The sequence below is a fragment of the Deefgea sp. CFH1-16 genome (assembly GCF_016881365.1).
Taxonomy (GTDB): domain Bacteria; phylum Pseudomonadota; class Gammaproteobacteria; order Burkholderiales; family Chitinibacteraceae; genus Deefgea.
Window position 1 is genome coordinate 929,067 of the sequence record NZ_WLYT01000001.1, and the last position, 24,287, is coordinate 953,353.

Consider the following 24,287-nt stretch of genomic DNA (forward strand, 5'->3'; position numbering starts at 1 on the left):
GCTTTTTAGTTATTCCCCAGTAGGACCACATCGTGCCTAAACGCTGGCCAGACCAAGCCGCAGGTTTACGGCAACTTGTTGCCACGCCCAGCTGCCGCACCATTAGTTTATCGGGTGGCCGTGGCGATGCCGGTACCACCAGCTTGGTGATTAATTTAGCCGCCGCCTTGGCCGATCGACAAAGACAAGTCGTGGTATTGGATGAATTTACCGGTTTAAACAATATTGCGCATCGCTTGCATTTAACGCCTCGCTTTGCGCTGGAACAGGTGATACGGCGTGAAGCACGCCTGCTCGATACCTTAATCGAAAGCCAATACGGCTTTGGTATTTTACCGATTGCCGCCCCGCCGCATTTACTCGCCCAGCTCAATGACAATGAGCAACGCAGGTTAGCGAGTGAATTTGCGCAACTGACCGAATCGCTAGATTACCTCTTACTCGATACACGCCCTGCGGTGGCGCAAGGTGTGCCTAGCCTATCGCTTGCCGCTGATGATGTTGTCATTATTCTATCGAACCGAGCCGAATCCCTCACCGATGCTTATGCCACCATTAAGCAATTGGCGACTGAATATGCACGGCGTGATTTTCGAGTGCTGGTCAATCGCGTCGCCAGCTTAGGCGAAGCCATGACTTTGTTTGACCGGGTTCGCGTGGTGGCCCAGCAATATTTGGGGGAAGAAATTCAACTCAAATTGATTGGCTATGTCCCAGAAGATGAATGGCTTAACCGCGCCACACGCCTTGGTCGGCCGGTGCTAGAAGCCTTTCCCGATGCCGAGGCCAGCGCGGCAATTCGCCAGCTGGCTGACGCCTTATTACGCTGGGCGCCACCACGCCAAGCACAAGGTAATATGGCGAGCTTTATTTATCGTTTAATCGAGTCATCGCGTTTACTGGCCAATCGAATCGATCATGCGTCCTATTGAAGCCCAATTACGCCCTAGCACCACAGCCACTCAGTTTGAACTTTGCGGTGATTTAACCTTATCGACCACCGCAGCGCTATGGCAGCGTATTCAGCAACAACAATGGGCAGCGATTGAGATTGATGCCAGTGCCGTACAAATCATTGATGGCAGGAGCGGCGTTATTATTTGAATTGCAGCAACGCGGCGCGCAGATTTTAGGCTTACCAGCGCAAGGGCAACGTTTACTCAGTGCCCTATCTCCAGAATTGCCACTCTTAAAGCCTGCGCCCAAACAATCTATTACACCCATCGCCCAGCTGGGATCACAAGTTCGGCGCAGCAGCGTCGATTTTTATCAGCAGATCAGCTTTTTAGGTGGTATTTGTGCTGCGCTATGGCATAGCCGGCACTCGCTGAGACGCTTTCGTTGGCGCGAATTTGGTTTGCAGTGCGAGCTTGTCGGCGCCAATGCGGTACCGATTATCGCCTTAATCTCCATCTTGTTTGGCGTCATCCTCGCGTTTCAATCGGCGATTCCGATGCGGCAATTTGGCGCCGAACTGTATGTCGCCAATTTGCTCGGCCTGTCATTAGTTCGTGAACTCGGGCCCTTAATTACCGCCATTTTACTGGCTGGCCGCACGGGCGCCGCTTTTGCCGCCGAACTAGGCACGATGAAGGTGAACGAAGAAATCAATGCACTGGTCACTTTTGGTTTTGATCCCATTCGCTTTTTAGTCTTGCCGCGTTTATTAGCTGGCGTATTGATGGCGCCACTGCTGACCTTATTTGCTGAAGTCATCGGTCTATTTGGCGGTGCTTTAGTGATGAAAGGCTTTGGAATTCCGTTTGCTACGTATTATTCGCAAATTGCCGGTCAAGTGAACTTAATCGATTTGCTGTCGGGCCTGAGTAAAGCGGCTATTTTTGGCTTTATTGTCGCCGCTGTCGGTTGTTTTCGTGGCCTTTCTACTGGGAATGGCGCGAGTGCCGTCGGCGCAGCAACCACCCAAGCGGTGGTGCAAATTTTGGTGTTATTGGTCGTCGCCGATGGTTTATTTGCCGTAGTTGCTTACCATATGGGCTGGTAAAATGAGCGCCTTAATTGAAGTGCAAGGTTTAAGCTGCGGTTATGGCAACAAAACCATTTTAAAAGACGTCACCTTCAGCATTGAACGCGGTGAAGTAGTAGCGATTTTAGGCGGCTCAGGTTGTGGTAAATCCACCTTACTCAAACACCTGATTGGTCTGTATTCGCCACAAGCTGGCAGTATACGGATAGCAGGTAATGAGCTGGTGGGCACTACGGGCGCGGATCGCGAGGCAATACTGCGTCATTTTGGCGCAATGTTTCAAGCCGGCGCTTTATTTGGCTCAATGAGCGTACTCGACAATGTAATGCTGCCTTTGCAAAGCTTTAGCCAACTCGATGCGCACGCGATTGAAATCATTGCTCGCCTTAAATTACGCCTCGTTGGGCTAGAAGCTTTTGCTGACTATGCCCCCGCCGCACTATCGGGCGGGATGCAAAAACGCGCAGCGATTGCGCGAGCCATGGCACTGGATCCGGAAATATTATTTTTAGACGAGCCCTCTGCCGGTTTAGATCCGCTCACCTCGGCCGAACTCGATGCGCTCATTCGCCGCATCGCCGAAACCCAGCACGTTACCTGTGTGTTAGTGAGTCATGAATTGGCCAGCATTCATGCCATCGCCGATCGCGCCATTATGTTAGATCAATCAACACAAGGCATTATCGCCATTGATACACCGCAAGCGCTGGCACAATCGAGCGATGCACGCGTCAGTCGCTTTTTTAACCGTGGCCAAGTGATCGCGCCACCCGATTGCGCCGCCAGCGAGCCAACCCATCAAGGCTAAACCATGGAACAAAGATCTAATTTTCGCTTAGGCCTATTTATTCTCGTTGCCATTACCCTCGCAGCGGGACTAATGATCGCACTGGGCAGTGGCAAATGGTTTCGCCAGCAATTCATGCTCGAAACCTACTTTAATGAGTCGGTACAAGGCTTAGATATAGGCTCCAAAGTGCGCTATCGCGGCGTGGTCGTTGGCGAAGTCAGCGCGATTACGTTTACTTATACGCGTTACCAACAAGCACTACCGAGCGCACAGCGCTATCAATACGTCTTGATCGAGTCGCGGTTAAATACCGAAATGATGAGTGGAAAAGGTCTGCCAGCCCCGACGCAAGCGGCACTCAATGCTGAAATTGCCAAGGGCTTACGCGTTAAAATCGCCCCGCAAGGTGTCACTGGCACCAGTTATTTAGAAATCGACTATATGGGGGCCAACGCCGGCCAGCCCTTGCCCATCGCGTGGACGCCCGAACAACTTTATATCCCGTCCAATCCCAGTACCGTTAATCAAATCGTCACGGCCACGCAAAACTTAATCGCCAAAATGCAGCACGTCGATATCGAACAAACCATGGCCAGACTCGATCAATTGCTGCTCACCGCAGAGCAAAAACTCGCACCACTGCCTTTATTGAGCATGAGCGAAAAAATGAATACCGTTTTAGATCATGTTGCCCAATTGCCAATGGCCAGCATGGCCAAAGAAACCCAAGCTTTACTGCTTGAAGCACGGCAAAGCAATCAAGCTTTACAACATATTTTGGCGCAGCCCGGTTGGCTCAGTGCCCCAGCCGATTTAGCCATTGCCGCCGAAAGCGCCAAGAAAATCGCTACCGACCCACAAATCGCCAGCACGCTACAACGGATTGACCGGGTAAGCCAACGCCTCGATCGTCTGAGCAGCAATCGCGAAGCCGATGTAGACGCCTTGATTGAACAACTTAGCAGCGCCAGTTTGAGCCTGCAGCAATTACTCAACAAAGCCGAGCAACAGCCCAGCCAGCTGCTATTCTCTAACCCGCCGCCAGTGTATACGCCGCCAAAACCATGAAAACTATCCTGACTCTTTGCTGTATCAGTGCCTTGTTATTCGGCTGTAGCAGCACCACGCCGCCGCGTAAGGATTTTTTACTATCGAATTTGCCAACCAGCCAAACCAGCACAGACCGCTTGGCGACGCCGCACTTTAAAGGCAGTTTGCAAGTCGAAGATTTACATGCGCTCTCGCCCTACCGCAGCACATCGTTGATTTATCGCGAAAGCGCGCAGCGATTTGTACTCGACCCCTACAATGGTTTTCTCGCGCCGCCAGCCCAGCAAATAAGCAACTTGACGCGACAAGCCTTGGCAGCGAGCGGTTTGTTTACCGCCATCTTGCCGGTAGGCTCTAGCCTATTGCCAAGCTGGCGCTTAGAAGGTGAATTACAGCAGCTGTTTGTGGATGTAACCAACCCTGCTCAGCCCCGAGTTACCCTGAGCATTCGTTATGCTTTAAGCCAAATCGAGCACAATACACCGCGTATTTTTGCGTTCACACAAACTGAAGCCATTGTTGATGCCAGCCCCGAGCAAGCTGTAATTGGCTTTAATCGCGCTTTAAACACTATTTTATTGCAACTAGAATCGTCACTGCTTACCGTAAACACACCGTAGTGAGCTACACTAAGCAAGACGCCACTTAATTAAATGCCATGTCAGCCCATCGCGCGCTCTCTCTTTATCGTCGCACCCAAAATAGCAGCGAAGATCTTCGTGTTGAAAAGCACGCGCCTTTGGTGCGTAAAATCGCCTATCACATGATGAGCCGGCTGCCGGCCAGCGTGGACGTCGATGATTTAATTCAAGTCGGTTTTAATTGGCTTAATGGAAGCAGCGCGCAATTTTGACCCTGATGCGGGTGTGCAATTTGAAACCTTTGCCAGTCAACGCATTCGCGGTGCCATGCTCGATGAATTGCGCAATGCCGATTGGTTGCCACGCCAAGCACGGCGCAATATGCGTGAAATTGAACGCGCCACAGTGCAGTTAGAGCAAGTTTTAGGCCGTGCTGCGCTAGAGTCTGAAATTGCGCAAAAAATGAATCTGCCGCTCACCGAATACCAAGACATGCTTGGCGATGCGCGTGGCCATCAGTTATTGCATTATGAAGATTTCGAACAAGATGGCGATAATGATCAACTCGATCAATATGCGGCGGACACGCACAATAACCCAGCACAAGTGCTCACCGATGCCCATTTTCGCGATCAATTGATTGCCGGCATTGCCTTGCTACCCGAGCGAGAAAAGCTGTTGATGGCACTGTATTACGACGAAGAACTCAATTTAAAAGAAATCGGCGCGGTACTCGGCGTTTCAGAATCACGCGTTTGCCAGCTGCATAGCCAGGCAATTGCCCGCCTGCGCGGCAAATTAAAGGATTGGCTGGGCTAATGGATAAAATCAGCGTATTTGGCGTTATTTTAGGGCTTGTTGCTATTGTTCTCGGTCAATGGCTAGAAGGTGGCCATATCAGCTCATTGCTGCAATTTACTGCCTTTTTAATTGTGATGGGCGGCACCATTGGTGCGGTCATGCTACAAACGCAAATGCGCCACTTTATTGCTGGCATCAAAATGCTGCGCTGGATTTTTTTCCCGCCGGCAATGGATTTCAAAAAGCTACTGGCGACTTTAGTGAACTGGGCAACACAAGCTCGTCGTGGTGGATTGCTGGCATTAGAAGCTTTTTTTAATAGCGAAAAAGATCCCTTTGTGCGTCGTGGCTTACAAATGGTCGTCGATGGTGCCGAACCGGAAACCATACGCCGTGCAATGGAGCTCGATATTGACGCCTACGAAGATCAAGCTCGCGCCGCAGCTAAAATTTGGGAAGCTGCTGGCGGTTATTCTCCGACGTTTGGCATTTTAGGTGCCGTTTTAGGCCTGATTCATGTGATGGAAAATCTATCTGATCCGTCCAAATTAGGTGCCGGCATTGCCGTGGCTTTTGTGGCAACCATTTATGGCGTTGGCGCCGCCAATATGTTTTTCTTACCCGTGGCCAATAAATTAAAGCACTATATTTTGCTCGAAGTACGGCGCCGCGAAATGGTTGCCGAAGGGCTGGTCACCATCGCCAATGGCGAAAATCCCCGTTTACTTGAGAATAAACTCTCTGGTTTCTTGCATCATTGATTGATACATCCAATAGGTATGTCTCGCTAATTATTCGTAGAAAAGACCGAGCAAGATATACCCATAAATCAAGCAAACTCATCCTCAGCAATCAAAACACGCCTTTTACCATACCATACCTTACTATCACCTATAGTTAAATCCAGTTATTGATTTAAGGTATGCCATGCTTTGGCTGATTCGCGTCCTGATACGCAGCATTGCGGTGTTGGATTTACTGCTATTTACATTACTGATGCTGCTGCTTGCCGCATTACCACACGCCCTCATTCACGCCATTTATCCGCGTTTATTTCAAGCATGGTGTCGCTGTTTTGTTCGCGCCTTAGGCGTGCAGCTGCGCATACACCAGCACGCGCCCTTACCTGAGCAGTATATTTTGATCGCCAATCATCCTTCGGCACTCGAAGACGTTGGCATTCCTTCCTTATTTAAGGTGCGCAGCTTAGCCAAAATTGAAGTTCGCGATTGGTTTTTAGTTGGCAAAATTGCCACTGCGGCAGGCACTTTATTTGTACGACGAGAAGATAAAGCCTCACGGCAAGCGGCTTTGGCTGAGCTGATTGAGGCTGTCAACGCCGGTGATAATATCGCGATTTATCCTGAAGGCGGTTGTCACGGCAGGCTATTGGCCGAGCGTTTTCAGTTTGGCGCGTTTTCAGTCGCCTTCGCCACCAACACGCCGATTGTGCCGGTGTTTTTACATCATGAAGCACAAATCAGTTTTGAGTGGCGGGCCAATGAAAGCTTATTACAAAAAATATTCGCCATTTTTACCAGCCCGAATCCAGTCGTTCACTACCATGTTTTTCCGGCGCTTTATCCGGCTGACTTTGAGAATAAAGAAATCTTTTGTGAAACCTGCTATCAACATTACCTAACTTGGCAGAAACGTTTTTTAATTTAAATGTTTCAATTGTGATGATTGCCAACACCATGCGATTCATTTACAGCACTCAAAGCGCAAGCTTGCCCTTATAATCGCCTCAGCTTCTTGTTCCTTGATATATATATGCCCTTATTTCGCAAGAAAAACGTCGCCAATGTTTCGACCCGTGCTGCCTTACCGCCAGGCATGGCCAATTTGCTGCGCGAATCTTGGTGGTTAATTTTAGTCGTTTTGCTCGCCTACTTAGTCCTCGTGCTCTCTAGCTACCATCAGGCCGACCCAGGCTGGTCGCATAGCGCCACTGAAGCTCGAATTTATAATCGTGGTGGCAGTTTTGGTGCTTGGTTATCGGATGTGCTGCTGTATACCTTTGGTTTTTCGGCTTGGTGGTGGACGGTGTTTTGCTTGGCCGCCATTTTATGGGGCTATCGCCGCATTGATCGTGTCGCCGAATCATCACGTCCGGTGGTTTTTTTAGCGTGTAGCGGTTTTTTCCTGATGCTGATCGCCAGTAGTGCTTTTGAAGCTTTACGACTGCATTCCCTAACTGCCCCGTTGCCTTATGTGCCAGGCGGCATGTTGGGTTTAACTGTGGCCAGCTGGATGTCGCTTAGCCTTGGTTTTAGCGGTGCCACCTTATTTTTAATTACCCTGTTTGGTTTTGGTGTTTCATTATTTACTGGGCTGTCTTGGTTCAATGTGATGGAAAACATCGGTACTGTGGTTGAAAACAGTTTTTTCAACGTACTCAATGCCATTCAAGCGGCAAAAGATCGGCGTATCGGCCGCGAAACCAAAAAAGTTCGCAATGAACAAGTGGTCGCCGCCAAACAAAAACAAGCGGGCAAAGAGCCGCTGATTATCGAGCCCGCACAACTGGATATCCCCGTTGCGCGCCAAGTTGAAAAGCGCATTGTGCGAGAAAAGAAAGAACTCGAAAAACAACAAGTCGAAGTGGCTAAGCAAGCCGCGCAGCCCTTGTTATTTGCTGAAGATGATCTGCCGCCAGCCCCCATCAAACGCGCCAATATCAGCAACAAAACCGATGAGTCACTCCCCGCACTGGGCTTGCTTGCTCCTGCACAGCAGTCGCAAGAAACCATTAGCAAAGAAACGCTGGAATTTACCTCGCGGCTAATTGAACGCAAGTTGGCCGATTTTAATGTCGAGGTGAAAATTGTCGCCGCTTACCCTGGCCCCGTGATTACCCGGTATGAGATTGAGCCTGCTGTTGGCGTAAAAGGCTCACAAATCGTGAATTTAATGAAAGATTTGGCGCGGGCACTGGGCTTGGTATCGATTCGTGTGGTGGAAACCATTCCCGGCAAAACCTATATGGGCTTGGAATTACCTAATCCAACACGGCAAATGATTCGTCTTTCTGAGATTTTATCCAGCGAGCCGTATCACGACATGGGTAGCAAATTAACGATCGCGCTTGGTAAAGACATTACCGGCAAACCGATTGTCACCGATCTGGGTAAAGCGCCGCATATGTTGGTTGCCGGTACGACGGGTTCAGGGAAATCGGTCGGCGTGAATGCGATGATTTTGTCATTGGTCTATAAAGCTACGCCAGACGAAGTACGCTTTATTATGATCGACCCAAAAATGCTGGAGTTATCCATCTACGAAGGCATTCCGCATTTACTGGCGCCAGTGGTGACCGATATGAAGCTCGCTGCCAATGCGCTCAATTGGTGTGTTGCTGAAATGGAAAAACGGTTACCGCCTACTCAGTGCGATGGGCGTGCGCAATCTAGCGGGTTACAATCAAAAGATCAAAGACGCCGAAAAAGCCGGCAAGCACCTCACTAATCCGTTTAGTCTCACACCAGATGATCCTGAGCGGCTAGAACATTTACCGTTTATCGTCGTCGTGGTTGATGAATTTGCCGATTTAATGATGGTCGCAGGCAAGAAAATCGAAGAGCTCATCGCCCGCCTAGCGCAAAAAGCCCGTGCTGCTGGGATACATTTGATTTTGGCGACCCAGCGCCCGTCGGTCGACGTGATTACCGGTTTAATCAAGGCCAATATTCCAACTCGATTGGCGTTTCAAGTTTCAAGTAAAATCGATAGTCGAACTATTTTGGATCAAATGGGGGCCGAAGCCTTGCTCGGCCAAGGTGATATGTTATTTTTACCACCCGGTTCAGGCTATCCACTCCGAATTCACGGCGCATTTGTCGCCGATGATGAAGTCCACCATGTGGTTGATTACCTAAAATCTTTAGGTGAACCCAATTATATTGATGGCATTTTAAACGGTGGCTTTGATGCTGAAGCCGCCGCAGGCAGCAGCGGGAATGCAGATGCTGGTGAAGGCGACGCATTGTATGATGAGGCGGTGGCTTTTGTACTTAAAAGCCGCCGTGCATCGATTTCATCGGTACAGCGGCAACTGCGTATTGGCTACAACCGCGCAGCTCGCTTGATTGAGCAAATGGAAAGTGCCGGATTAGTCAGTTCTATGGAAACAAATGGCAACCGGACTGTACTTGCGCCACCAATCAGTGAATAATGTCGCCTGAGCATTTTCGCGATGCATTATGTTGTAAATCAGTCACTTCAGCGACTAAAGTCTGGAGTTTTTTCATTAATGGACTTGAATCGAATCTTCACTTTGTGATATAAACGTGGACTTTTCCAGTTCCGAACGTCAGGACAGAATCATGGCACGAGTATGTGTAGTCACGGGCAAAGGCCCAATGACAGGGAATAACGTTTCCCACGCCAATAACAGAACTAAACGCCGCTTCCTACCGAACCTGCAATCCCGCCGGTTTTGGGTTGAGAGCGAAAACTGCTTTATCCGCTTGCGCGTTTCGACCGCAGCTCTGCGCACCATCGATAAGAACGGCATCGATGTGGTTTTGGCAGATCTGCGCGCGCGCGGCGAACTGTAAGCTAAGGACTATAAATCATGCGTGATAAAATCAAGCTAGAATCTTCTGCTGGTACTGGTCATTTCTACACCACGACCAAGAACAAACGTACCATGCCAGAAAAAATGGAAATCAAGAAGTTCGATCCTGTTGTTCGTAAACATGTGATCTACAAAGAAACTAAACTGAAGTAATTCAGGGCAGTGACGCCATACTCGAGAACCCCGCTACCTCAGCGGGGTTTTTGTTTTTGATCAGCGGAACAAGCAACTCACAACTCGCTGGTTGTTAGCGCTAAAAATAGAATGTATACACCCCAAAGCTAAGGCCTAATTAGACCCTAGCTTAATACCCATTACTGGATAAGACACGCCGATTCTTCCTGCCATGTGGTACGCAAAGCTTTGATCAGCATATCAATCATGGGATCTTTTTCTCGATCGCTGGAATAAATAAACTGCAATAAAGCGCGCGTAGCCACTTCACCATTGCGCCACAACACAATCGAGCCATCCGCCGCATAGCGATGCGCCGTACGCTCAGCCAAAATCGCAATGCCAACACCCGATTTAATCAATTCGAGCAGCGTGGCCTCTTCATCAAACTCACCGACTAATTTAGGGGCAATATTTTGGCTGCGCCACAGCTCTTGCGAAATATCGGCCAAGCTAGTGAACTGCGATAGACCCAACCACAAAGCCGACCCCAAAGTCTTCCAATCTGCATCTTGCAAATACGCCATGGTCGGCGGCAATGCCACGCAAAAACCAATTTCGCTCAATGGCACAGTGTTAACATTTTGGTACGGATTTCGTCCTAAATAAAATCCAGCATCCAACATTTTTTTGCGAACTTCGTTCAAGATCCCAACCGAAATCCCATGCGTGGTCTGCACGGTCAATAAAGGATAACTTTCTCGCAATTGCGCTAACCATGGGCCGAGCTTTAAACGTCCTGGCACACCGATCGTACCAATTCTGACTTTACCTTTGGGTTCATTTTGCAACGCTTTAGCTCGATAGAGCAGGCTGCGGGCTTGCGCCAAGATCTGCTGTGCATCGGGCAGGATTAATTTCCCCGCCTCAGTCAGTTGGACGCCGCCGGGGTAGCGCTCAAATAACGCCACGCCAAATTCTTCTTCCAACGCCTTAATCTGTGCCGTCACTGCCGGCTGGGATAAATGCAGCAATTCAGCGGCTTGCGTGAGATGCCCCTGCTGCGCCACGGTAACAAATGTGCGAAGTTGATAGATTTCCATCTGCCGATTATCACCTACTCCTTGCCTTTTTGTGAACTAATTACACGAGTTATGTAGCTTTAAAATCAGTAATTACAAACACCTTCGTAAGGTGTACGCAATGCAACATAAGTCGAACTGATTTAGAGCATCAAAAAATGCAATTAGCTTAAGTTAGCCACTCTCACATAAATTAGCGGCACAACACCCATCTGGGTTTGACGATTGATTTATCCGAGGAGGCAACGCATGCAAGATCATACGATTGAACGCATTCAGCAGAACCCCAAATTTCAAGAATTGGTGCGGAAAAAATCCAGCCTCTCTTGGCTACTCTCTTTTGTGATGCTGGCGATTTATTACGGCTTTATTCTGGTAGTGGCTTTTTCACCGGCTACGCTAGGGCAGTCACTTTCTGGTGGCGTCACCACGATTGGTATTCCAATTGGCGTGTTAATTATTTTATCGGCGTTTGTGATTACCGGTATTTATGTACGTCGAGCCAATACAGAATTCGACCAATTGACCCGTGAAGTCGTTGAGGACGCGAAAAAATGATCAAATCTACTTTGCAACGCCTGTCTCTCGCTAGCTTGATGCTCGCTAGCAGTCTACCGGCTTGGGCTGCTGGCAGTATTGACGGCGCAGTCGAAAAACGTCACGACCTCAATCTCCCTGCAATTGTGATGTTCTTGATTTTCGTTGCCTTTACTCTAGGTATTACCTACTGGGCAGCACGCCGTACCAAATCAGCCAAAGACTTCTACGCTGCTGCGGGCGGTGGAATTAGCGGCTTTCAAAATGGTTTGGCGATTGCGGGTGACTATATGTCGGCCGCATCGTTCCTCGGTATTTCCGCGATGGTGTTCGGTGTTGGTTACGATGGTTTGATTTATTCCATTGGCTTTTTGGTCGGCTGGCCTTTGATCACCTTCCTGATTGCCGAACGCTTGCGTAACTTGGGTAAATACACCTTTGCTGACGTGGCTTCGTATCGCTTATCCCAAACACCAGTGCGTATTTTTGCGGCAACCGGCACTTTAGTCGTGGTGGCGCTGTATTTGATCGCGCAAATGGTTGGCGCAGGTAAATTGATTCAAGTGTTGTTTGGCTTGGATTACACCTATGCCGTCATCTTGGTCGGTATTTTGATGATTATGTATGTCACCTTCGGCGGCATGTTAGCCACCACTTGGGTGCAAATCATTAAAGCCATCTTGTTGCTGTCAGGCGCATCATTTATGGCCTTTATGGTAATGAAACACGTTGGCTTTAGCTTTGAAACGCTATTCCAACAAGCTGTTGCGGTAAAACATGCTGGCGCTGAAGCCTTGGCACTCAAGGCCAACGTGGCGGCAGAAGCAGCGGCGGCGGCGGTTGCTAGCAATGCACCGAACGCCTCTGCGGCGGTTGCTAGTGCTGCTGCGGCTTCAAAAGCGGCGGTTGCTGCTGCTAAAGCCAATATCATGGCACCCGGTGGCTTGGTATCGAATCCTATCGATGCGATTTCTCTGGGTATGGCCTTGATGTTTGGTACTGCAGGTTTGCCACACATCTTGATGCGTTTCTTTACCGTATCGAACGCCAAAGAAGCCCGTAAATCAGTATTTTATGCGACTGGCTTTATCGGTTACTTCTATATTTTGACCTTCATCATTGGCTTTGGTGCGATTGTGCTGTTGTCGGGCGAAGCAGGGATGAAATTTAAAGAAGTCTCTGGCGCCTTGATTGGCGGCTCGAATATGGCGGCGATTCACTTGTCTGACGCAGTCGGTGGTGATTACTTCCTAGGCTTTATCTCGGCCGTCGCATTTGCAACCATTCTTGCTGTCGTTGCCGGTTTGACCTTGTCGGGCGCATCAGCGGTTTCGCATGATATTTACGCCTCGGTCATCAAAAAAGGCAAAGCCAACGAAGCCGATGAGATTCGCGTTTCAAAAATCACCACCATCGGCCTTGGCGTATTGGCGATGTTCTTGGGGATTGCCTTTGAAAAGCAAAACATCGCGTTCATGGTCGGTCTAGCGTTCTCGATTGCGGCATCGGCTAACTTCCCAGTGCTGTTCTTGTCAATGTTCTGGAAAGGTCTGACAACCCGTGGCGCAGTGGTGGGTGGTTTTGTTGGCTTAATCAGCGCTCTGGCACTGATTATCCTTGGCCCATCGGTTTGGGTTGAAGTACTCGGTCACGAAAAAGGCAGCGAATGGTTCCCGTACAAAAACCCAACAATCTTCTCAATGACGCTGGCCTTCATTGTGATTTGGTTGGTTTCAGTACTCGATACCAGCAAGCAAGCGGCAGAAGAAAAAGCTAAATTCATGCCACAATTTATCCGCTCTATGACAGGTATTGGCGCAGAAGGCGCAACTGATAAGCATTAAGAGTAGATACATCGCAACACGCCCTACACGCTTCGCGATGTAGGGCGTTTTTGATGCAAGGTACATTATGTCGACGCTATTTGAGTTTTCTGCTCTCCCTTATCGCAGCCTAAAGCCCAGTGAACGCGAACGCTTTGAAAATGCGCTCGATATTCAATACTTTGCCAGTGGCCACACCGTTATTGCGGCTGGCGCCCCCCATCATGCACTGCTGATTTTAAATAAAGGACTGATTGCTGAAGAAGAAAACAGCGAGGTATTAACCGTCTACAGCGAGCTAGAAACCATTAACAGTAAAGCGCTGCTCAATGAAACCGCCCAACAGCAATGGGTGGCGATTGACGACAGCATTGTCTTTAGCATTCCACGCGAATTAATTTTAGAGCTCATCCGTAGCAACCCACAGTTTGGCGCCTATTTTTATCAAGATATTGCCGTACGGATGACGTCCTTGGCGCATCAAGCCCCCGAAGAAAATGAATTACAAGCTTTGCTACTGGCCCCCGTTACGGCCGCCTATATTCAGCCAGTGAAATGGCTGAGCGCCGATGCCAGCATCCTTGATGCCGCCCATCGCATGCAAAGTGAGCACTGCACTGCGGTGCTGATTAAAAATGCCGAACACATTGGCATCTTTACTCAACGAGATTTACGCGACTTCGTGATCAGCGAATTGCCAGCACGCAGCACCGCGATCGCCAATTATGCCCATTATCGTTTGCATAGCGTGGCCGATGACGAACCGATCCATGCCGCCATGCTGTTAATGACTAAGCACACCATTAGCCGAGTGATTGTGCGCCGCGCAGATGGGGCACTTGGGATTTTAGAGCAAGTCGATTTGCTGGCTTTTCTCACGCAACATTCACACTTAATTCAAAGTCAAATTGAGCGCGCGGTGTCGATTGATGAATTGGCACAAGCGTGGTCGCACGTCGATCAATTGATACGGCAGCAACAGCGTCAAGGCGTTAAAGTCACGCTGATTGCCGATACGATGCGTGAGCTACACCGCAAATTACTCGCCAAAACTTGGCAACTCCTCGCGCCAGCAGAGATCAGCGCCAATGTCTGTTTGCTGTGCTTGGGCTCAGAAGGACGCGGCGAACAAATTTTGGCCAACGATCAAGACAATGCCTTGATTATTGCCGATGGCTTTAGCCACCCCGATTTAGCCGCCATCTGCGCAGCATTTAATCACGCGCTGATTCGCTTTGGTTACCCGCCCTGCCCTGGGCAAATCATGGTCAACAATCCGTATTGGCGGCGTAGTGAAAGTGAATTTAAAATTTTACTCGATGAATGGCAGGTACAAACGCATCGTGAAAACATGCTGCATCTGGCAATTTGGCTCGATGCCTATCCGGTGTATGGCAATAAAGCGCTGTTTGCCCGATTGCGCGATTACTTTTATCAAAGCCTGGTTGAAAAATGACAGCCTACTGGCGCACTTTGCTTTGCCAATCGAACAGTTTGATACGCCGCTGGGTTTTTCTCCCAATTGCGTAGCAAGGGGGGCTTACTCGATTTAAAAAAAGGGCGGCATCTTTACTTTAGTGCATGGTATACGCAGCTTAGCCTTGAAGGCGAAGCTCTCAGAGCGTAATACCTACCGAAGAATTGAAATACTCAAACAAAAAGAAATCCTCTCGCCAACGTTAGCTAGCGACATTCGAGAGTCACTGGCCTACCTGCAAAGTTTGCAATTGAAATATGGCTTAATCAAAGCACAGCAAGGCAAATTACTCGACTACGGCATTGAACTGGCCCAGCTCACAACACTCGAGCGCGACTTACTCAAAGATACGCTCACCGTAGTGAAGCGCTTTAAACAGACCATTGCCCATCAATTTAAATTGAATACGCTATGATCCAAACATTCAAATACTGGCAGGCCAAGCGACGTTTACGCGATCCACAGTTTGAGTTTTTATTTGCCAAACCACCGCATAATGAATGGGTCAGTATTGATTGCGAAACCACCAGCCTCAATCCAAAGCAGGCCGAAATCCTCTCCATTGCTGCGGTGATTATTCGCGGCAATTGCATTTTAAGATCCAGCAGCCAGCAGTGGCTCGTTAAGCCCAGCGGCGCGATTGATCCCAAAACGATTCCGATTCATGGCCTACGCCAGCAAGACGTCGCCCAAGGTTTAACACTTCACGAAGCGCTGAGCCAATTACTGCATTTCATCGGCAGCCGGCCCATTGTGGGGTATTACCTTGAGTTTGATTTAGCGGTGATTAATCGACAGCTCAAGCCATGGTTGGGCATTACGCTACCCAATCAAGGCATTGAAGTATCGGGCTTGTATTACGACAAAAAAGTCAGTGCTTATCGGCCTGATGTGGATTTGAGCTTAGAGACAATACTCACCGAGTTAGATATTCCCACGCTACCTCGCCACAACCCGCTCAACGATGCCGTGATTGCCGCGCTGATTTTCTTAAAACTCAAAGCCAACACCGATTGACTCACATTACGCGCTCTTGGTCTCAATCTGTCCTCGGGATTAAGGGCGAAAAAACCAAGTAATTCAACTCATTGCCCAGCACATCAGCCTGACTGATTTACCGCATCAAAAAAGACAATTAGCTTTCAGCACTGTAATCCCATAAATTTGATCTCAGATTATTTCCAACTCAGTTTCTTTCCTAAGGGGTTCACTCATGAGTGGTATCGATTCAGTATTAAAAGAAAACCGTTTATTCCAACCCTCTGATGAATTTCGCACCAATGCGACCGTCTCAGGCATGGAAGGCTACAACGCGCTGTGTGAAAAAGCCACAGCCGACTACGAAGGCTTTTGGGCTGATTTAGGCCGCAATCTACTGAGCTGGAAAAAACCCTTTACTCAAATTTTGAATCAAGACAATCCACCGTTTTTTAAATGGTTTGAAGATGGCTTGATTAATGTGTCGTACAACTGTCTGGATCGCCATTTAGAAAGCAAAGCCAATAAAGTCGCGATTATTTTTGAAGCCGACGATGGCTCAGTAACTCGCGTAACTTACCGTGAGCTGTATCACCGCGTTTGCCAATTTGCCAATGGCCTGAAAAGCCTTGGTGTGGTCAAAGGTGACCGCGTTGTCATCTATATGCCACACACCGTTGAAGCTGTGATTGCCATGCAAGCTTGCGCTCGTATCGGCGCGATTCACTCGGTGGTATTCGGTGGCTTCTCCGCCGGCGCCTTGCGTGATCGCATCCAAGATGCCGCAGCCAAACTGGTGATTACGGCCAATGAATCAATCCGTGGCGGCAAACCAACGCCACTTAAATCAATGGTCGACGAAGCCTTGGGCTTAGGTGGCTGCGATTCAGTCGAAAAAGTCATTGTTTTCCAACGCACCAGCAACAAACCAGAACACTGGAATGCTGAGCGTAATGTTTGGTGGCACAAATTGGTGCAAGACCAAGCCGACGTGTGCGAACCAGAATGGGTTGAATCTGAGCACCCACTATTTATTCTTTACACTTCAGGTTCAACGGGTAAACCAAAAGGCGTACAACACTCATCAGCGGGTTACCTGCTCGGCACGCAAGTGACGATGAAATGGGTATTCGATTACAAAGAAACCGACGTTTATTGGTGCACTGCCGACGTGGGCTGGATTACGGGTCACAGCTATATCGCCTACGGCCCACTGGGCATTGGCGCAACACAAGTGGTGTTTGAAGGCGTGCCTACCTATCCAGATGCATCACGCTTCTGGCAAATGATTGAAAAACACGAAGTCACCACGTTCTACACCGCACCGACTGCGATTCGTTCATTGATCAAACTCGGTGGCGATTTGCCAAAACAATATGATCTCTTTCATCATTGCGCCTATTGGGCACGGTGGGTGAGCCGATCAATCCAGATGCATGGATGTGGTACTACGAAGTAATCGGCGGTGGCCGTTGCCCTATCGTTGATACTTGGTGGCAAACCGAAACCGGTTGCAATATGATTGCACCGTTGCCAGGCGCAGTTGCGATCAAACCGGGCTCTTGCACCTTGCCAATTCCAGGCATTATGGCCGATATCGTCGATGAATCTGGCGCGCCAGTCACGGCAGGCAAAGGTGGCTTCTTGGTCATTAGCAAGCCGTGGCCATCGATGGTGCGTAATATCTGGGGCGACTCTGAGCGCTTTGCCAAAACCTATTTCCCAGAAGACTACAACGGTAAATTGTATCTCGCTGGCGACTCAGCGCATTACGACGAAAACGGCTACATCTGGATCATGGGCCGCATTGACGACGTGCTGAACGTTTCTGGTCACCGCCTTGGCACCATGGAAATTGAATCGGCTCTCGCCGCCAATCCATTGGTTGCTGAAGCTGCCGTAGTGGGTAAACCACACGATATTAAAGGCGAAGCTGTGGTGGCTTATGTGGTGCTCAAAGGTCAACGCCCAGAAGGCGACGACGCCAAACGCATCGCCAAAGAACTACGTGAATGGGTCGCGCATGAAATCGGTAAGATCGCCCAACCGGACGAAATTCGTTTCGGCGACAATCTACCGAAAACCCGCTCAGGCAAAATCATGCGTCGTCTGTTGCGTGACATCGCCAAAGGCCAAGAAATCACAGCGGATACTTCAACCCTAGAAAACCCAGCGATTTTGGAACAACTACGCCAAAGCGCGATTTAATCGCCAGCGTTCTCAGTTTTACGAGAGTCTTCATACCCCGTCCTTGTGGCGGGGTATTTTTTTGCGCGGCCAAAGATAGCACTCACATTAACTTCCCGATTTTTAAACGCTCATCAATCAGCGCTCAGCCGCTCCACCGCCTTGACGCTTATTTTCCTACTAGCTCTTAGCGGCAGTAATTCGTCGATGCGGCTGTTTGGCCAAGTAGGAAGCTTTCCTAGGGTATCGGTGAGCCAGGCCATTGGATCGAGTTCGTTGAGTTTGGCTGTGCCCAGCAGCGTTTGGATCGCGGCGGCGCTTTGTCCGGCCCGTTCACTCCCCGCAAATAACCCGTTTTTTTGCCAATCGCAATCGGCCGAATACTGTTTTGGACTGGGTTATTGTCCATCAGTCCGATGCCACTTTGGGCGTGGCGTTCAAACGCCACCCAACACCGTTGGCTATAAATAATCGCTTTGGCTAATGCGCTACTGGGTGCAACTTTGCTGTCGGTTATCTTTAGCCTGCGCTTGAAGTGCATACAGATTTTACGCGCGTTTTTTACCCCGCCAGCAATGGCGGGTATTTTTTGCCGGCGTGAAAAAAGCAGGTCTACATAGGTCTCATATGAGACCCATAATTGCGCTTAAAATCCACTCCTTGAAAAGGATAGGCCATGAAATCTGCAACTAAAATGATTCATACCCGCGTGGATAGTGCATTAATATGGGCGAATTGAAAAAGGCCATGCTGCTACTGATCGCCAATGACGAGCCACTACCTGCCGCATCCCTCGACCACCCACTCAAAGTGGATTGGGCGAGCTATCGAGAATGTCATATTGCATATTGGCGGCGATTTTCTGTTGATTTATCAGACACTAGACAGCAGCGTTTACTTTGTAAGAACCGGAACGCATAGCGAATTATTCAAATAAGGGTCTAGTGCAACTGCTGCGACCGATTTAATGACTACCATCGCGTACCAAGCGCTGACCAGCCAGTACGCCACGCAATACGCAATTACTCACCCAGCAGAGTTAAATAGTCGGTCACCCAAGCAAAACCCACTCTTTCCTGCTCCAAACGAATCTGTTTTACCAGCGCACCACTTTGATGGCTAGCACAAAGGCGCTGATAAACAGCAGTTTCTGCTGGATTCAAACGCGGCAATTCGCGCAACACGGGCGTCAACTCAACGCCCCACAACGCCTGATGCGCCAGCAAGGTCGCTTGGTCCATCAGCAGTGATTTCGCCAGCGGAAACACCGCGCGCAATTGATCAAGAATCGCAAAACCGTGCGTATCAATATCGCCCCAGTAGTGTATTGGCTTGTCGTGCAGCCAATCGGCGCCTGCCAGCATTTCAAAACCATAACCCGCACCGAATATGACCATGCTACGTGCGGGTAGCGGCAAACTTAAAAAATTGATTTCATTTTCAGTGATTAACACCCGCTCAACAGCGGCATTCAATTGCGCAAAATCAGCCTGAGTCAGCGTCACATCGGTCCCACCCAATCCCAAATCAGCCCAGCGAAAACGCACCCGCAGCGGCTTATCCAAAAAACCATAACGCTGGCAAAATCCACTCACACCTCGAGCTGCGTCATTAATATCTGTACTGGGCAGCGCTAGATCAAGTAATTCAAGCAGCACACCGCGATGCGCTTCGATCAATTTGCTATGCACACCGGGCAAATCAATCTGCCGCAAATAAATACCGGGGCGCGGATGCGCTTGCAGCCATTGCACCACCGCCAGCAATAGCGACCAATCGGCCCCTAAATCCAGCAATTTCAAACTGCGTTTTTGCAACCACGGCAACAGTACAACAGACAAATGCGCAGGCACTTGCGCCAATAAAGCCTGATAACGTATCGCTTCGCGGGTTTTGCCAATCAAAGCCAAGGCCGCCGCTAAATCATCCAGCCAAACCGCCTGCGGCAATACATTATTGCCAATGATTCGGTGCGCAATCTCGCGCATTTCCAGTCGAAAATGGCGTGACTGCTGCAAAGCAATAATCCAATCTTGCACCGCGCCAAACTGGTTCGCCAGCTCACTGCTGCTTGGGCCTTTTAGCGCAATTCGCAGCGGAAACAATGGCGCATCGTCCAGCAGGCTAGCCAATAGCTCACCTTTGTCCCAACGCTTTTGCAATTGCGCTTTAATTTCTTTCTCACTGGTCCAACTCATTGCTGTTGCTTCTCTTGCTGATACTGCGTAATGCTTAAATTTCGTAAGCGCGAAGCGCGGCCTTCGTGGTTGTGCACAAAGCCAACGCAAGCGACAAAGGGCTCGATGATATGAATTTTTTGCAATGGTGTCACAATCAATAGTTGCAAATTAAGCTGCTTAAATAGGTGTAATCCATAGCGCGCCGAATCATCCGAACCTCGGCCAAAAGCTTCATCAATCACCACAAAACGGAATGATTTCGAACGCACCGCGCCCCATTCCAAGCCAAATTGATACGCCAAACTCGCGGCCAAGATGGTGTAGGCGAGTTTCTCTTTTTGCCCGCCCGATTTACCACCCGAATCAGAATAATGCTCATGCTCGCTATCATCTTCGCGCCAGCGCTCGCTGGCCGAAAAGCCAAACCATTGCCGCACATCGCTCACTTTGGCAGTCCAGCGCTTATCCAACTCGCTTAAGCCATCCCGCCCGCGAAAACGTTGGATAATCGCACTCACCTGAATGAATTTGCGTTCAGAATATTGCTCATCCTCCGAGCCCGTTAACGCGCCTTCAGTGCATTCGCGCAGTTGAGTTTGAAACTCGCGTACTTCTGCATCGCCAGTGAGCTGCGCCTCCAGCACAATATAACGGCCAGGATTGTAATTAATCTGCGTCAGCGACTGATTAATCAGCGTAATGCGCTCTTTAATGGTTTCGCGTTCTTGCGCCAGTCGCGATTGAAAATTGGCCACTTCCCGAATGGTGTTTTCATTGAGTAGCTGTTTGAATCGCGCTTCAAAACGTGGCAAATCATCGCTATTGAGTTGCGCCAACATTTGAGCGTATTCAGTAGCGGCCGCCACACTCGCGTCGACCTCTTGCGTGTCGAGTGGATAAGCTAATTTATACTCGCTCATCGCGCGCACAATTTTGCCTGCCAGCGTACTGGCATTACCACTTTTGCTATCAATCGAAGTCTGCAACACCGAACGCAGCTCAGATTCTCGCCCGTCGGAGGACTCCACCGTCAAAGAACTAGCAGGGGTATTGTCACGTAGCTCTTGTATCTTATCGAACTGAATCGTATACCCTTGATAGTCATCCGCAGCTAAAATCAGGTTCACGCTTTGCAATGCGGCGCTTGCATTGCTGATTTTGACCTCAATCCCGCCGAATAATTGATGCTTGGTAGACAACGCCGCCTCGGTCTCTTTCATATCCTGATTGAGCATAACTAAGCGTTCATTCAAATAGCGCAATACATCCGATGCCGCTTCTAGCTCGGCTAACTCCGTCGCCAAAGTAGCAATCTGCGCGGCGGGCGCGCGCCAGTCAAAAGCATAAAAATCATCGTACTCCACCAATTTGCTGAGCGTATCGAGCTGCTCACGCAGCGTTTTTTGCTCGGTTTGCAAGCTCGCCATGTGAGCGCCTTGCTCAGCCAATTGCTGCTCCACGCGCCGTAGCTCAATGGCTAAAGCGGCAATTTTGGCGCTATTACTCCAGCCCAATACATAACGCCTTTGATCATCAATGCGACTGCGATCATCTTTTTCATGCCGTTCGCCTGCCGATTTAATTTGCCCAGCACGGCTTAAGGCGCGGCTTTCACGCCGAAATTGCTCGGGACTGGCGCAGCAGGCCAAATCAAACCGATGCGCCACTTCACGCTCCAGCCAGTCATACAGCGGTGAATCAGGCTTGAGCGCCAATTTTTTCACCAGCGAATCGGGATGCAATAACGGCATCTCCCTGCTGGAGCTACTCCGCGCACGAAAATACACCAAGCGCCCGCGCAAGTGCGTCTGCTCAACCCACTCTACGACCTTGGTATAATGTTGCTCAGGCACAATCAGCGATAGTGCAAAACCATGCAGCACCCGCTCAATCGCGCCTTGCCAGTCTTTCTCATTATCTCGCACCTGAATCAATTCACCCGCAAAGGGTATATCGCTCTCAGCCAAATCTAAAGCAGCACACAAGCGCATACGTAGCTCAATTTGCTGCATATCAATATTACTGCGCCGCGATTTCAGACTGCTAACTTCAGCCGAAAGCTCGGTGTGTTCACGCCGTAAAGCTGTAAAGGCATAATTTTTTTCGCCTAAAGCGTGCAAGATTTCATCTTCGCGCTGCTCAACCTGAGCGCGTGCCGTGAGCAGCACTTGCTGCTGCGCGACAAACATCGCTAGCGTTTCAGGCGCGGGCTGCGCTAGTTTTTGCAAAAGTTCACTGTAGCGCTCGAAGCATTTTAACCGTGTGTTTTTTAGCTGTTCTTGCTGCGTGATTTCAATGCCAAGACGAGCAATCCGGTCACCGCCATTTTGCGCAATCTGCTCGCCCAGTTCGCGCTGTTGCAATAATTGCGACTCTTTTTTATCGAGTAACTTGATAATTTGTTGCTGTTGCCGTTCCAAATCCTGCGCTAGCACCACGAGTCGCTGCGTGAGCAAATCGGCTTTTTTTCATGGCAAAAAAAGCTTTCAGCGCTTCACGGCAAGCGCGCAAATCGGTAATTTCAATATTTAGCCCCGCAAAACGATCACAATCGATCATCATCGGCGTGAGCAATGCCACTTGTCGCTTGGTTTTCAATACGGCCTCGTGCGCCCGATTTAGATCGTCAAAATGCGTAATCAAGGCCGCAATCCGTGGCGCGACGTCGAAAGGCTCTAGCATATGGCTGCGAATAAAATCGGTGAGATTGCCAACCGATTTCAATGATACGGTTTGATGAAATAACTCCAGCGCTTGCTCATGTTCAATGCCAAAGCGCCGCCTAAAATGCGCACCATACGCTGGAAAGCTATCAAATAGCTCGACTCCCGTGCGGCGTAAACGCTTACGCAACTGGCTCATATCGGTGCCAAAATTGGCAAAATCTTGCGCAATACTCAGCGACTGTTCCGCCACCACAAAAAAGCGAGCGGGCTGGCTTTGTGTGTCTTTTAGCCAGAAAACCTGCGCTAAAGTCACCGTTTGATCGTACCCGGCATTGTAAAATTCGCCCAAAATCACCGAATAACTATTGGCATCGCGCAGCGCCACGGCCTTGGCGACACCCGAGTCGCTGCGCTCAGATTTATAATGCCCCAGTACATACGAGCGCAAAGAGCGCTCTTTAGCATCTGCGCCAGCGGCTTTGTTGTACGCCACTCGATGCGCAGGCACCAGCAAGGTGGTCACCGCATCAACCAAGGTCGATTTTCCCGAGCCAATATCCCCGGTCAGCAGCGCATTTTGCCCATCAAGCTGCATACTCCAGACTTGCTCAGTAAACGTGCCCCAGTTATAGACTTCGATGCGTTTTAAACGAAAGCCCGACAAAGCATCGTCGCCGGTAAAATCAAAACCGTCATTATGCAAATCACTCATCGGTATTGTCTCCGACGTCAAGCTGTACATGCTCGCGATACGCGGCTAGCTTTTCGGCAAACTCGGTCAGCCACTGCGCGTCGATAAACGCTTTTAAGATCCGCCGCACTTCATACATTGGCGTGTCGCCCTTTAAAACCCGAACAAATCCCAGCTCGATCACGCGTTTCAAATGCGACTCCACTTGGTCAATCAAACGCGTGTCGTGACTACCTACGGGCAAAAACACCCGAATTAATTCCACGATCTCATCGCGCGATAACACCAAGCGCGTATCACCTCCTAGCGCATCAAATTCCAGCATTTTTTTACGCAACAATACCAACAGCAAACTCACCGGAAACGATAAAGGTCGGCGGGCCACCAAGCGCGGCAAAGCATGGCTAGTCTCATCCTCGCTCCCTGCGTGTGCGCGCAAAAATGCGTAGCCTTCGGCTTCATCTAGCACCAGCGACAAGCCCAGCACGGCCACGTAATCTCGCACGCTAGCGCGTAAATCCAGCAAAGACGCCCACAGCACCGCGTCATTTTCTAGGTATACTACGCCTTTTAACAGCCCGATTAACACCACCGACAAGGCATTATCGCGTGGTTGGGTAACGGCTTCTGCTGCTGTTTCTAACATAAATTCTCTCATCTGCCGAGGCTAATTCGTGGGTGGGTATATCAGTGCAGCTATTTATAAATAATGGCTACAAGTAAATACCAATTAAGTACTGGTGCAAATTTTTATGGCAAGGCGT

At 49.5% G+C, this 24,287-nt stretch carries 21 protein-coding genes and 5 pseudogenes; 20 read left to right on the forward strand and 6 right to left on the reverse strand.

Annotated elements, in window-relative coordinates; translation table 11 throughout:
* Window positions 1-32 precede the first annotated feature (32 nt).
* From GKO28_RS04950 to rpmG, 12 genes and pseudogenes are all read left to right on the forward strand, one after another.
* Window positions 33-932: an AAA family ATPase gene (locus GKO28_RS04950; RefSeq protein WP_182075548.1), complete on the forward strand. Its 900-nt coding sequence runs from the start codon at window positions 33-35 to the stop codon at window positions 930-932.
* Window positions 919-1,104, forward strand: coding sequence for a hypothetical protein (locus GKO28_RS04955; RefSeq protein ID WP_182075549.1), 186 nt, complete (start codon window positions 919-921; stop codon window positions 1,102-1,104). The genes GKO28_RS04950 and GKO28_RS04955 overlap by 14 nt, the downstream gene beginning before the upstream one ends.
* The gene (locus GKO28_RS04960) at window positions 1,055-2,005 is read left to right on the forward strand and encodes an ABC transporter permease (RefSeq protein WP_182075550.1); all 951 of its coding nucleotides are present in this window, start codon (window positions 1,055-1,057) and stop codon (window positions 2,003-2,005) included. Before GKO28_RS04955 ends, GKO28_RS04960 begins: the two co-directional genes overlap by 50 nt.
* A gap of 1 nt (window position 2,006) precedes the next feature.
* Window positions 2,007-2,795 (forward strand): ABC transporter ATP-binding protein, encoded by a 789-nt coding sequence (locus tag GKO28_RS04965; RefSeq protein ID WP_182075551.1) that lies wholly within the window; start codon window positions 2,007-2,009, stop codon window positions 2,793-2,795.
* A gap of 3 nt (window positions 2,796-2,798) precedes the next feature.
* Window positions 2,799-3,845 (forward strand): MlaD family protein, encoded by a 1,047-nt coding sequence (locus GKO28_RS04970; RefSeq protein WP_182075552.1) that lies wholly within the window; start codon window positions 2,799-2,801, stop codon window positions 3,843-3,845.
* A complete protein-coding gene (locus GKO28_RS04975; RefSeq protein ID WP_182075553.1) occupies window positions 3,842-4,447 on the forward strand; it encodes an ABC-type transport auxiliary lipoprotein family protein in 606 nt (201 codons plus the stop codon). Before GKO28_RS04970 ends, GKO28_RS04975 begins: the two co-directional genes overlap by 4 nt.
* A 38-nt stretch (window positions 4,448-4,485) precedes the next feature.
* Window positions 4,486-5,227, forward strand: a pseudogene (locus GKO28_RS04980) (RNA polymerase sigma factor FliA).
* Window positions 5,227-5,970 (forward strand): flagellar motor protein, encoded by a 744-nt coding sequence (locus GKO28_RS04985; protein ID WP_182075554.1) that lies wholly within the window; start codon window positions 5,227-5,229, stop codon window positions 5,968-5,970. Before GKO28_RS04980 ends, GKO28_RS04985 begins: the two are co-directional and overlap by 1 nt.
* 166 nt (window positions 5,971-6,136) lie before the next feature.
* A complete protein-coding gene (locus GKO28_RS04990; RefSeq protein WP_182075555.1) occupies window positions 6,137-6,877 on the forward strand; it encodes a 1-acyl-sn-glycerol-3-phosphate acyltransferase in 741 nt (246 codons plus the stop codon).
* 105 nt (window positions 6,878-6,982) lie between these two features.
* Window positions 6,983-9,383, forward strand: a pseudogene (locus GKO28_RS04995) (DNA translocase FtsK).
* A 151-nt stretch (window positions 9,384-9,534) separates the two neighbouring features.
* Complete coding sequence (rpmB, locus tag GKO28_RS05005) at window positions 9,535-9,768, forward strand: 50S ribosomal protein L28 (protein ID WP_173532261.1); 234 nt, start codon at window positions 9,535-9,537, stop codon at window positions 9,766-9,768.
* A 17-nt stretch (window positions 9,769-9,785) separates the two neighbouring features.
* A complete protein-coding gene (gene rpmG, locus GKO28_RS05010) occupies window positions 9,786-9,941 on the forward strand; it encodes a 50S ribosomal protein L33 (RefSeq protein ID WP_027469283.1) in 156 nt (51 codons plus the stop codon).
* Between the two features lie 161 nt (window positions 9,942-10,102).
* Here rpmG and GKO28_RS05015 read toward each other — a convergent pair whose 3' ends face one another.
* Window positions 10,103-11,005, reverse strand: coding sequence for a LysR family transcriptional regulator (locus GKO28_RS05015; RefSeq protein WP_182075557.1), 903 nt, complete (start codon window positions 11,003-11,005; stop codon window positions 10,103-10,105).
* Between the two features lie 228 nt (window positions 11,006-11,233).
* Between GKO28_RS05015 and GKO28_RS05020 the strand changes: the two genes are divergently transcribed.
* The 6 genes and pseudogenes from GKO28_RS05020 (at window position 11,234) to acs (ending at window position 18,007) form a co-directional block, all read left to right on the forward strand.
* Window positions 11,234-11,542 carry a DUF485 domain-containing protein gene (locus GKO28_RS05020; RefSeq protein WP_182075558.1) on the forward strand — a complete coding sequence of 103 codons (309 nt, stop codon included), beginning with the start codon at window positions 11,234-11,236 and terminating at the stop codon, window positions 11,540-11,542.
* 38 nt (window positions 11,543-11,580) lie between these two features.
* On the forward strand, window positions 11,581-13,365 hold the full coding sequence (locus tag GKO28_RS05025; RefSeq protein WP_182077399.1) for a cation acetate symporter: 1,785 nt from the start codon (window positions 11,581-11,583) through the stop codon (window positions 13,363-13,365).
* A gap of 67 nt (window positions 13,366-13,432) precedes the next feature.
* Entirely contained in the window at window positions 13,433-14,800 is a 1,368-nt protein-coding gene (locus tag GKO28_RS05030; protein ID WP_182075559.1) for a DUF294 nucleotidyltransferase-like domain-containing protein, read from the forward strand.
* A 109-nt stretch (window positions 14,801-14,909) separates the two neighbouring features.
* Window positions 14,910-15,236, forward strand: coding sequence for a putative nucleotidyltransferase substrate binding domain-containing protein (locus GKO28_RS05035; RefSeq protein WP_307839079.1), 327 nt, complete (start codon window positions 14,910-14,912; stop codon window positions 15,234-15,236).
* Window positions 15,233-15,838, forward strand: a complete 606-nt coding sequence (locus tag GKO28_RS05040) for a 3'-5' exonuclease (protein WP_182075561.1) — start codon at window positions 15,233-15,235, stop codon at window positions 15,836-15,838. The genes GKO28_RS05035 and GKO28_RS05040 overlap by 4 nt, the downstream gene beginning before the upstream one ends.
* 196 nt (window positions 15,839-16,034) lie before the next feature.
* Window positions 16,035-18,007, forward strand: a pseudogene (acs, locus tag GKO28_RS05045) (acetate--CoA ligase).
* 113 nt (window positions 18,008-18,120) lie between these two features.
* Here acs and GKO28_RS19295 read toward each other — a convergent pair.
* Window positions 18,121-18,500: pseudogene (locus GKO28_RS19295) on the reverse strand (transposase domain-containing protein); the annotation flags it as partial.
* 212 nt (window positions 18,501-18,712) lie between these two features.
* On the opposite strand from GKO28_RS19295, the pseudogene GKO28_RS21145 reads away from it, so the two are divergent.
* Window positions 18,713-18,778 (forward strand): annotated as a pseudogene (locus GKO28_RS21145) (hypothetical protein); the annotation flags it as partial.
* A complete protein-coding gene (locus tag GKO28_RS22160; protein WP_307839080.1) occupies window positions 18,753-18,923 on the forward strand; it encodes a type II toxin-antitoxin system YafQ family toxin in 171 nt (56 codons plus the stop codon). The pseudogene GKO28_RS21145 and the gene GKO28_RS22160, both read left to right, overlap by 26 nt.
* Before the next feature lie 85 nt (window positions 18,924-19,008).
* Here GKO28_RS22160 and GKO28_RS05065 read toward each other — a convergent pair whose 3' ends face one another.
* The 4 genes from GKO28_RS05065 to GKO28_RS05080 are packed head-to-tail and all read right to left on the reverse strand — an operon-like array spanning window position 19,009 to window position 24,169.
* Entirely contained in the window at window positions 19,009-20,184 is a 1,176-nt protein-coding gene (locus GKO28_RS05065; protein WP_182075562.1) for a DUF3322 domain-containing protein, read from the reverse strand.
* Window positions 20,181-22,604: an ATP-binding protein gene (locus GKO28_RS22165; RefSeq protein WP_203563925.1), complete on the reverse strand. Its 2,424-nt coding sequence runs from the start codon at window positions 22,602-22,604 to the stop codon at window positions 20,181-20,183. The genes GKO28_RS05065 and GKO28_RS22165 overlap by 4 nt, the downstream gene beginning before the upstream one ends.
* Window positions 22,546-23,544: an ATP-binding protein gene (locus GKO28_RS05075; RefSeq protein ID WP_203563926.1), complete on the reverse strand. Its 999-nt coding sequence runs from the start codon at window positions 23,542-23,544 to the stop codon at window positions 22,546-22,548. The genes GKO28_RS22165 and GKO28_RS05075 overlap by 59 nt, the downstream gene beginning before the upstream one ends.
* Window positions 23,537-24,169, reverse strand: coding sequence for a DUF4194 domain-containing protein (locus GKO28_RS05080; RefSeq protein WP_182075563.1), 633 nt, complete (start codon window positions 24,167-24,169; stop codon window positions 23,537-23,539). The genes GKO28_RS05075 and GKO28_RS05080 overlap by 8 nt, the downstream gene beginning before the upstream one ends.
* Window positions 24,170-24,287: the final 118 nt, after the last annotated feature.

Excerpts from the sequence above, each read along its gene's own strand:
- GKO28_RS04955 (WP_182075549.1), top strand. The coding sequence starts at position 919 with ATGCGTCCTATTGAAGCCCAATTACGCCCTAGCACCACAGCCACTCAG.
- GKO28_RS04960 (WP_182075550.1), top strand. The coding sequence starts at position 1,055 with ATGCCAGTGCCGTACAAATCATTGATGGCAGGAGCGGCGTTATTATTT.
- GKO28_RS04965 (WP_182075551.1), top strand. The coding sequence starts at position 2,007 with ATGAGCGCCTTAATTGAAGTGCAAGGTTTAAGCTGCGGTTATGGCAAC.
- GKO28_RS04970 (WP_182075552.1), top strand. The coding sequence starts at position 2,799 with ATGGAACAAAGATCTAATTTTCGCTTAGGCCTATTTATTCTCGTTGCC.
- GKO28_RS04975 (WP_182075553.1), top strand. The coding sequence starts at position 3,842 with ATGAAAACTATCCTGACTCTTTGCTGTATCAGTGCCTTGTTATTCGGC.
- GKO28_RS04985 (WP_182075554.1), top strand. The coding sequence starts at position 5,227 with ATGGATAAAATCAGCGTATTTGGCGTTATTTTAGGGCTTGTTGCTATT.
- GKO28_RS04990 (WP_182075555.1), top strand. The coding sequence starts at position 6,137 with ATGCTTTGGCTGATTCGCGTCCTGATACGCAGCATTGCGGTGTTGGAT.
- rpmB (WP_173532261.1), top strand. The coding sequence starts at position 9,535 with ATGGCACGAGTATGTGTAGTCACGGGCAAAGGCCCAATGACAGGGAAT.
- rpmG (WP_027469283.1), top strand. The coding sequence starts at position 9,786 with ATGCGTGATAAAATCAAGCTAGAATCTTCTGCTGGTACTGGTCATTTC.
- GKO28_RS05015 (WP_182075557.1), bottom strand. The coding sequence starts at position 11,005 with ATGGAAATCTATCAACTTCGCACATTTGTTACCGTGGCGCAGCAGGGG.
- GKO28_RS05020 (WP_182075558.1), top strand. The coding sequence starts at position 11,234 with ATGCAAGATCATACGATTGAACGCATTCAGCAGAACCCCAAATTTCAA.
- GKO28_RS05025 (WP_182077399.1), top strand. The coding sequence starts at position 11,581 with ATGCTCGCTAGCAGTCTACCGGCTTGGGCTGCTGGCAGTATTGACGGC.
- GKO28_RS05030 (WP_182075559.1), top strand. The coding sequence starts at position 13,433 with ATGTCGACGCTATTTGAGTTTTCTGCTCTCCCTTATCGCAGCCTAAAG.
- GKO28_RS05040 (WP_182075561.1), top strand. The coding sequence starts at position 15,233 with ATGATCCAAACATTCAAATACTGGCAGGCCAAGCGACGTTTACGCGAT.
- GKO28_RS22160 (WP_307839080.1), top strand. The coding sequence starts at position 18,753 with ATGACGAGCCACTACCTGCCGCATCCCTCGACCACCCACTCAAAGTGG.
- GKO28_RS05065 (WP_182075562.1), bottom strand. The coding sequence starts at position 20,184 with ATGAGTTGGACCAGTGAGAAAGAAATTAAAGCGCAATTGCAAAAGCGT.
- GKO28_RS05075 (WP_203563926.1), bottom strand. The coding sequence starts at position 23,544 with ATGAGTGATTTGCATAATGACGGTTTTGATTTTACCGGCGACGATGCT.
- GKO28_RS05080 (WP_182075563.1), bottom strand. The coding sequence starts at position 24,169 with ATGTTAGAAACAGCAGCAGAAGCCGTTACCCAACCACGCGATAATGCC.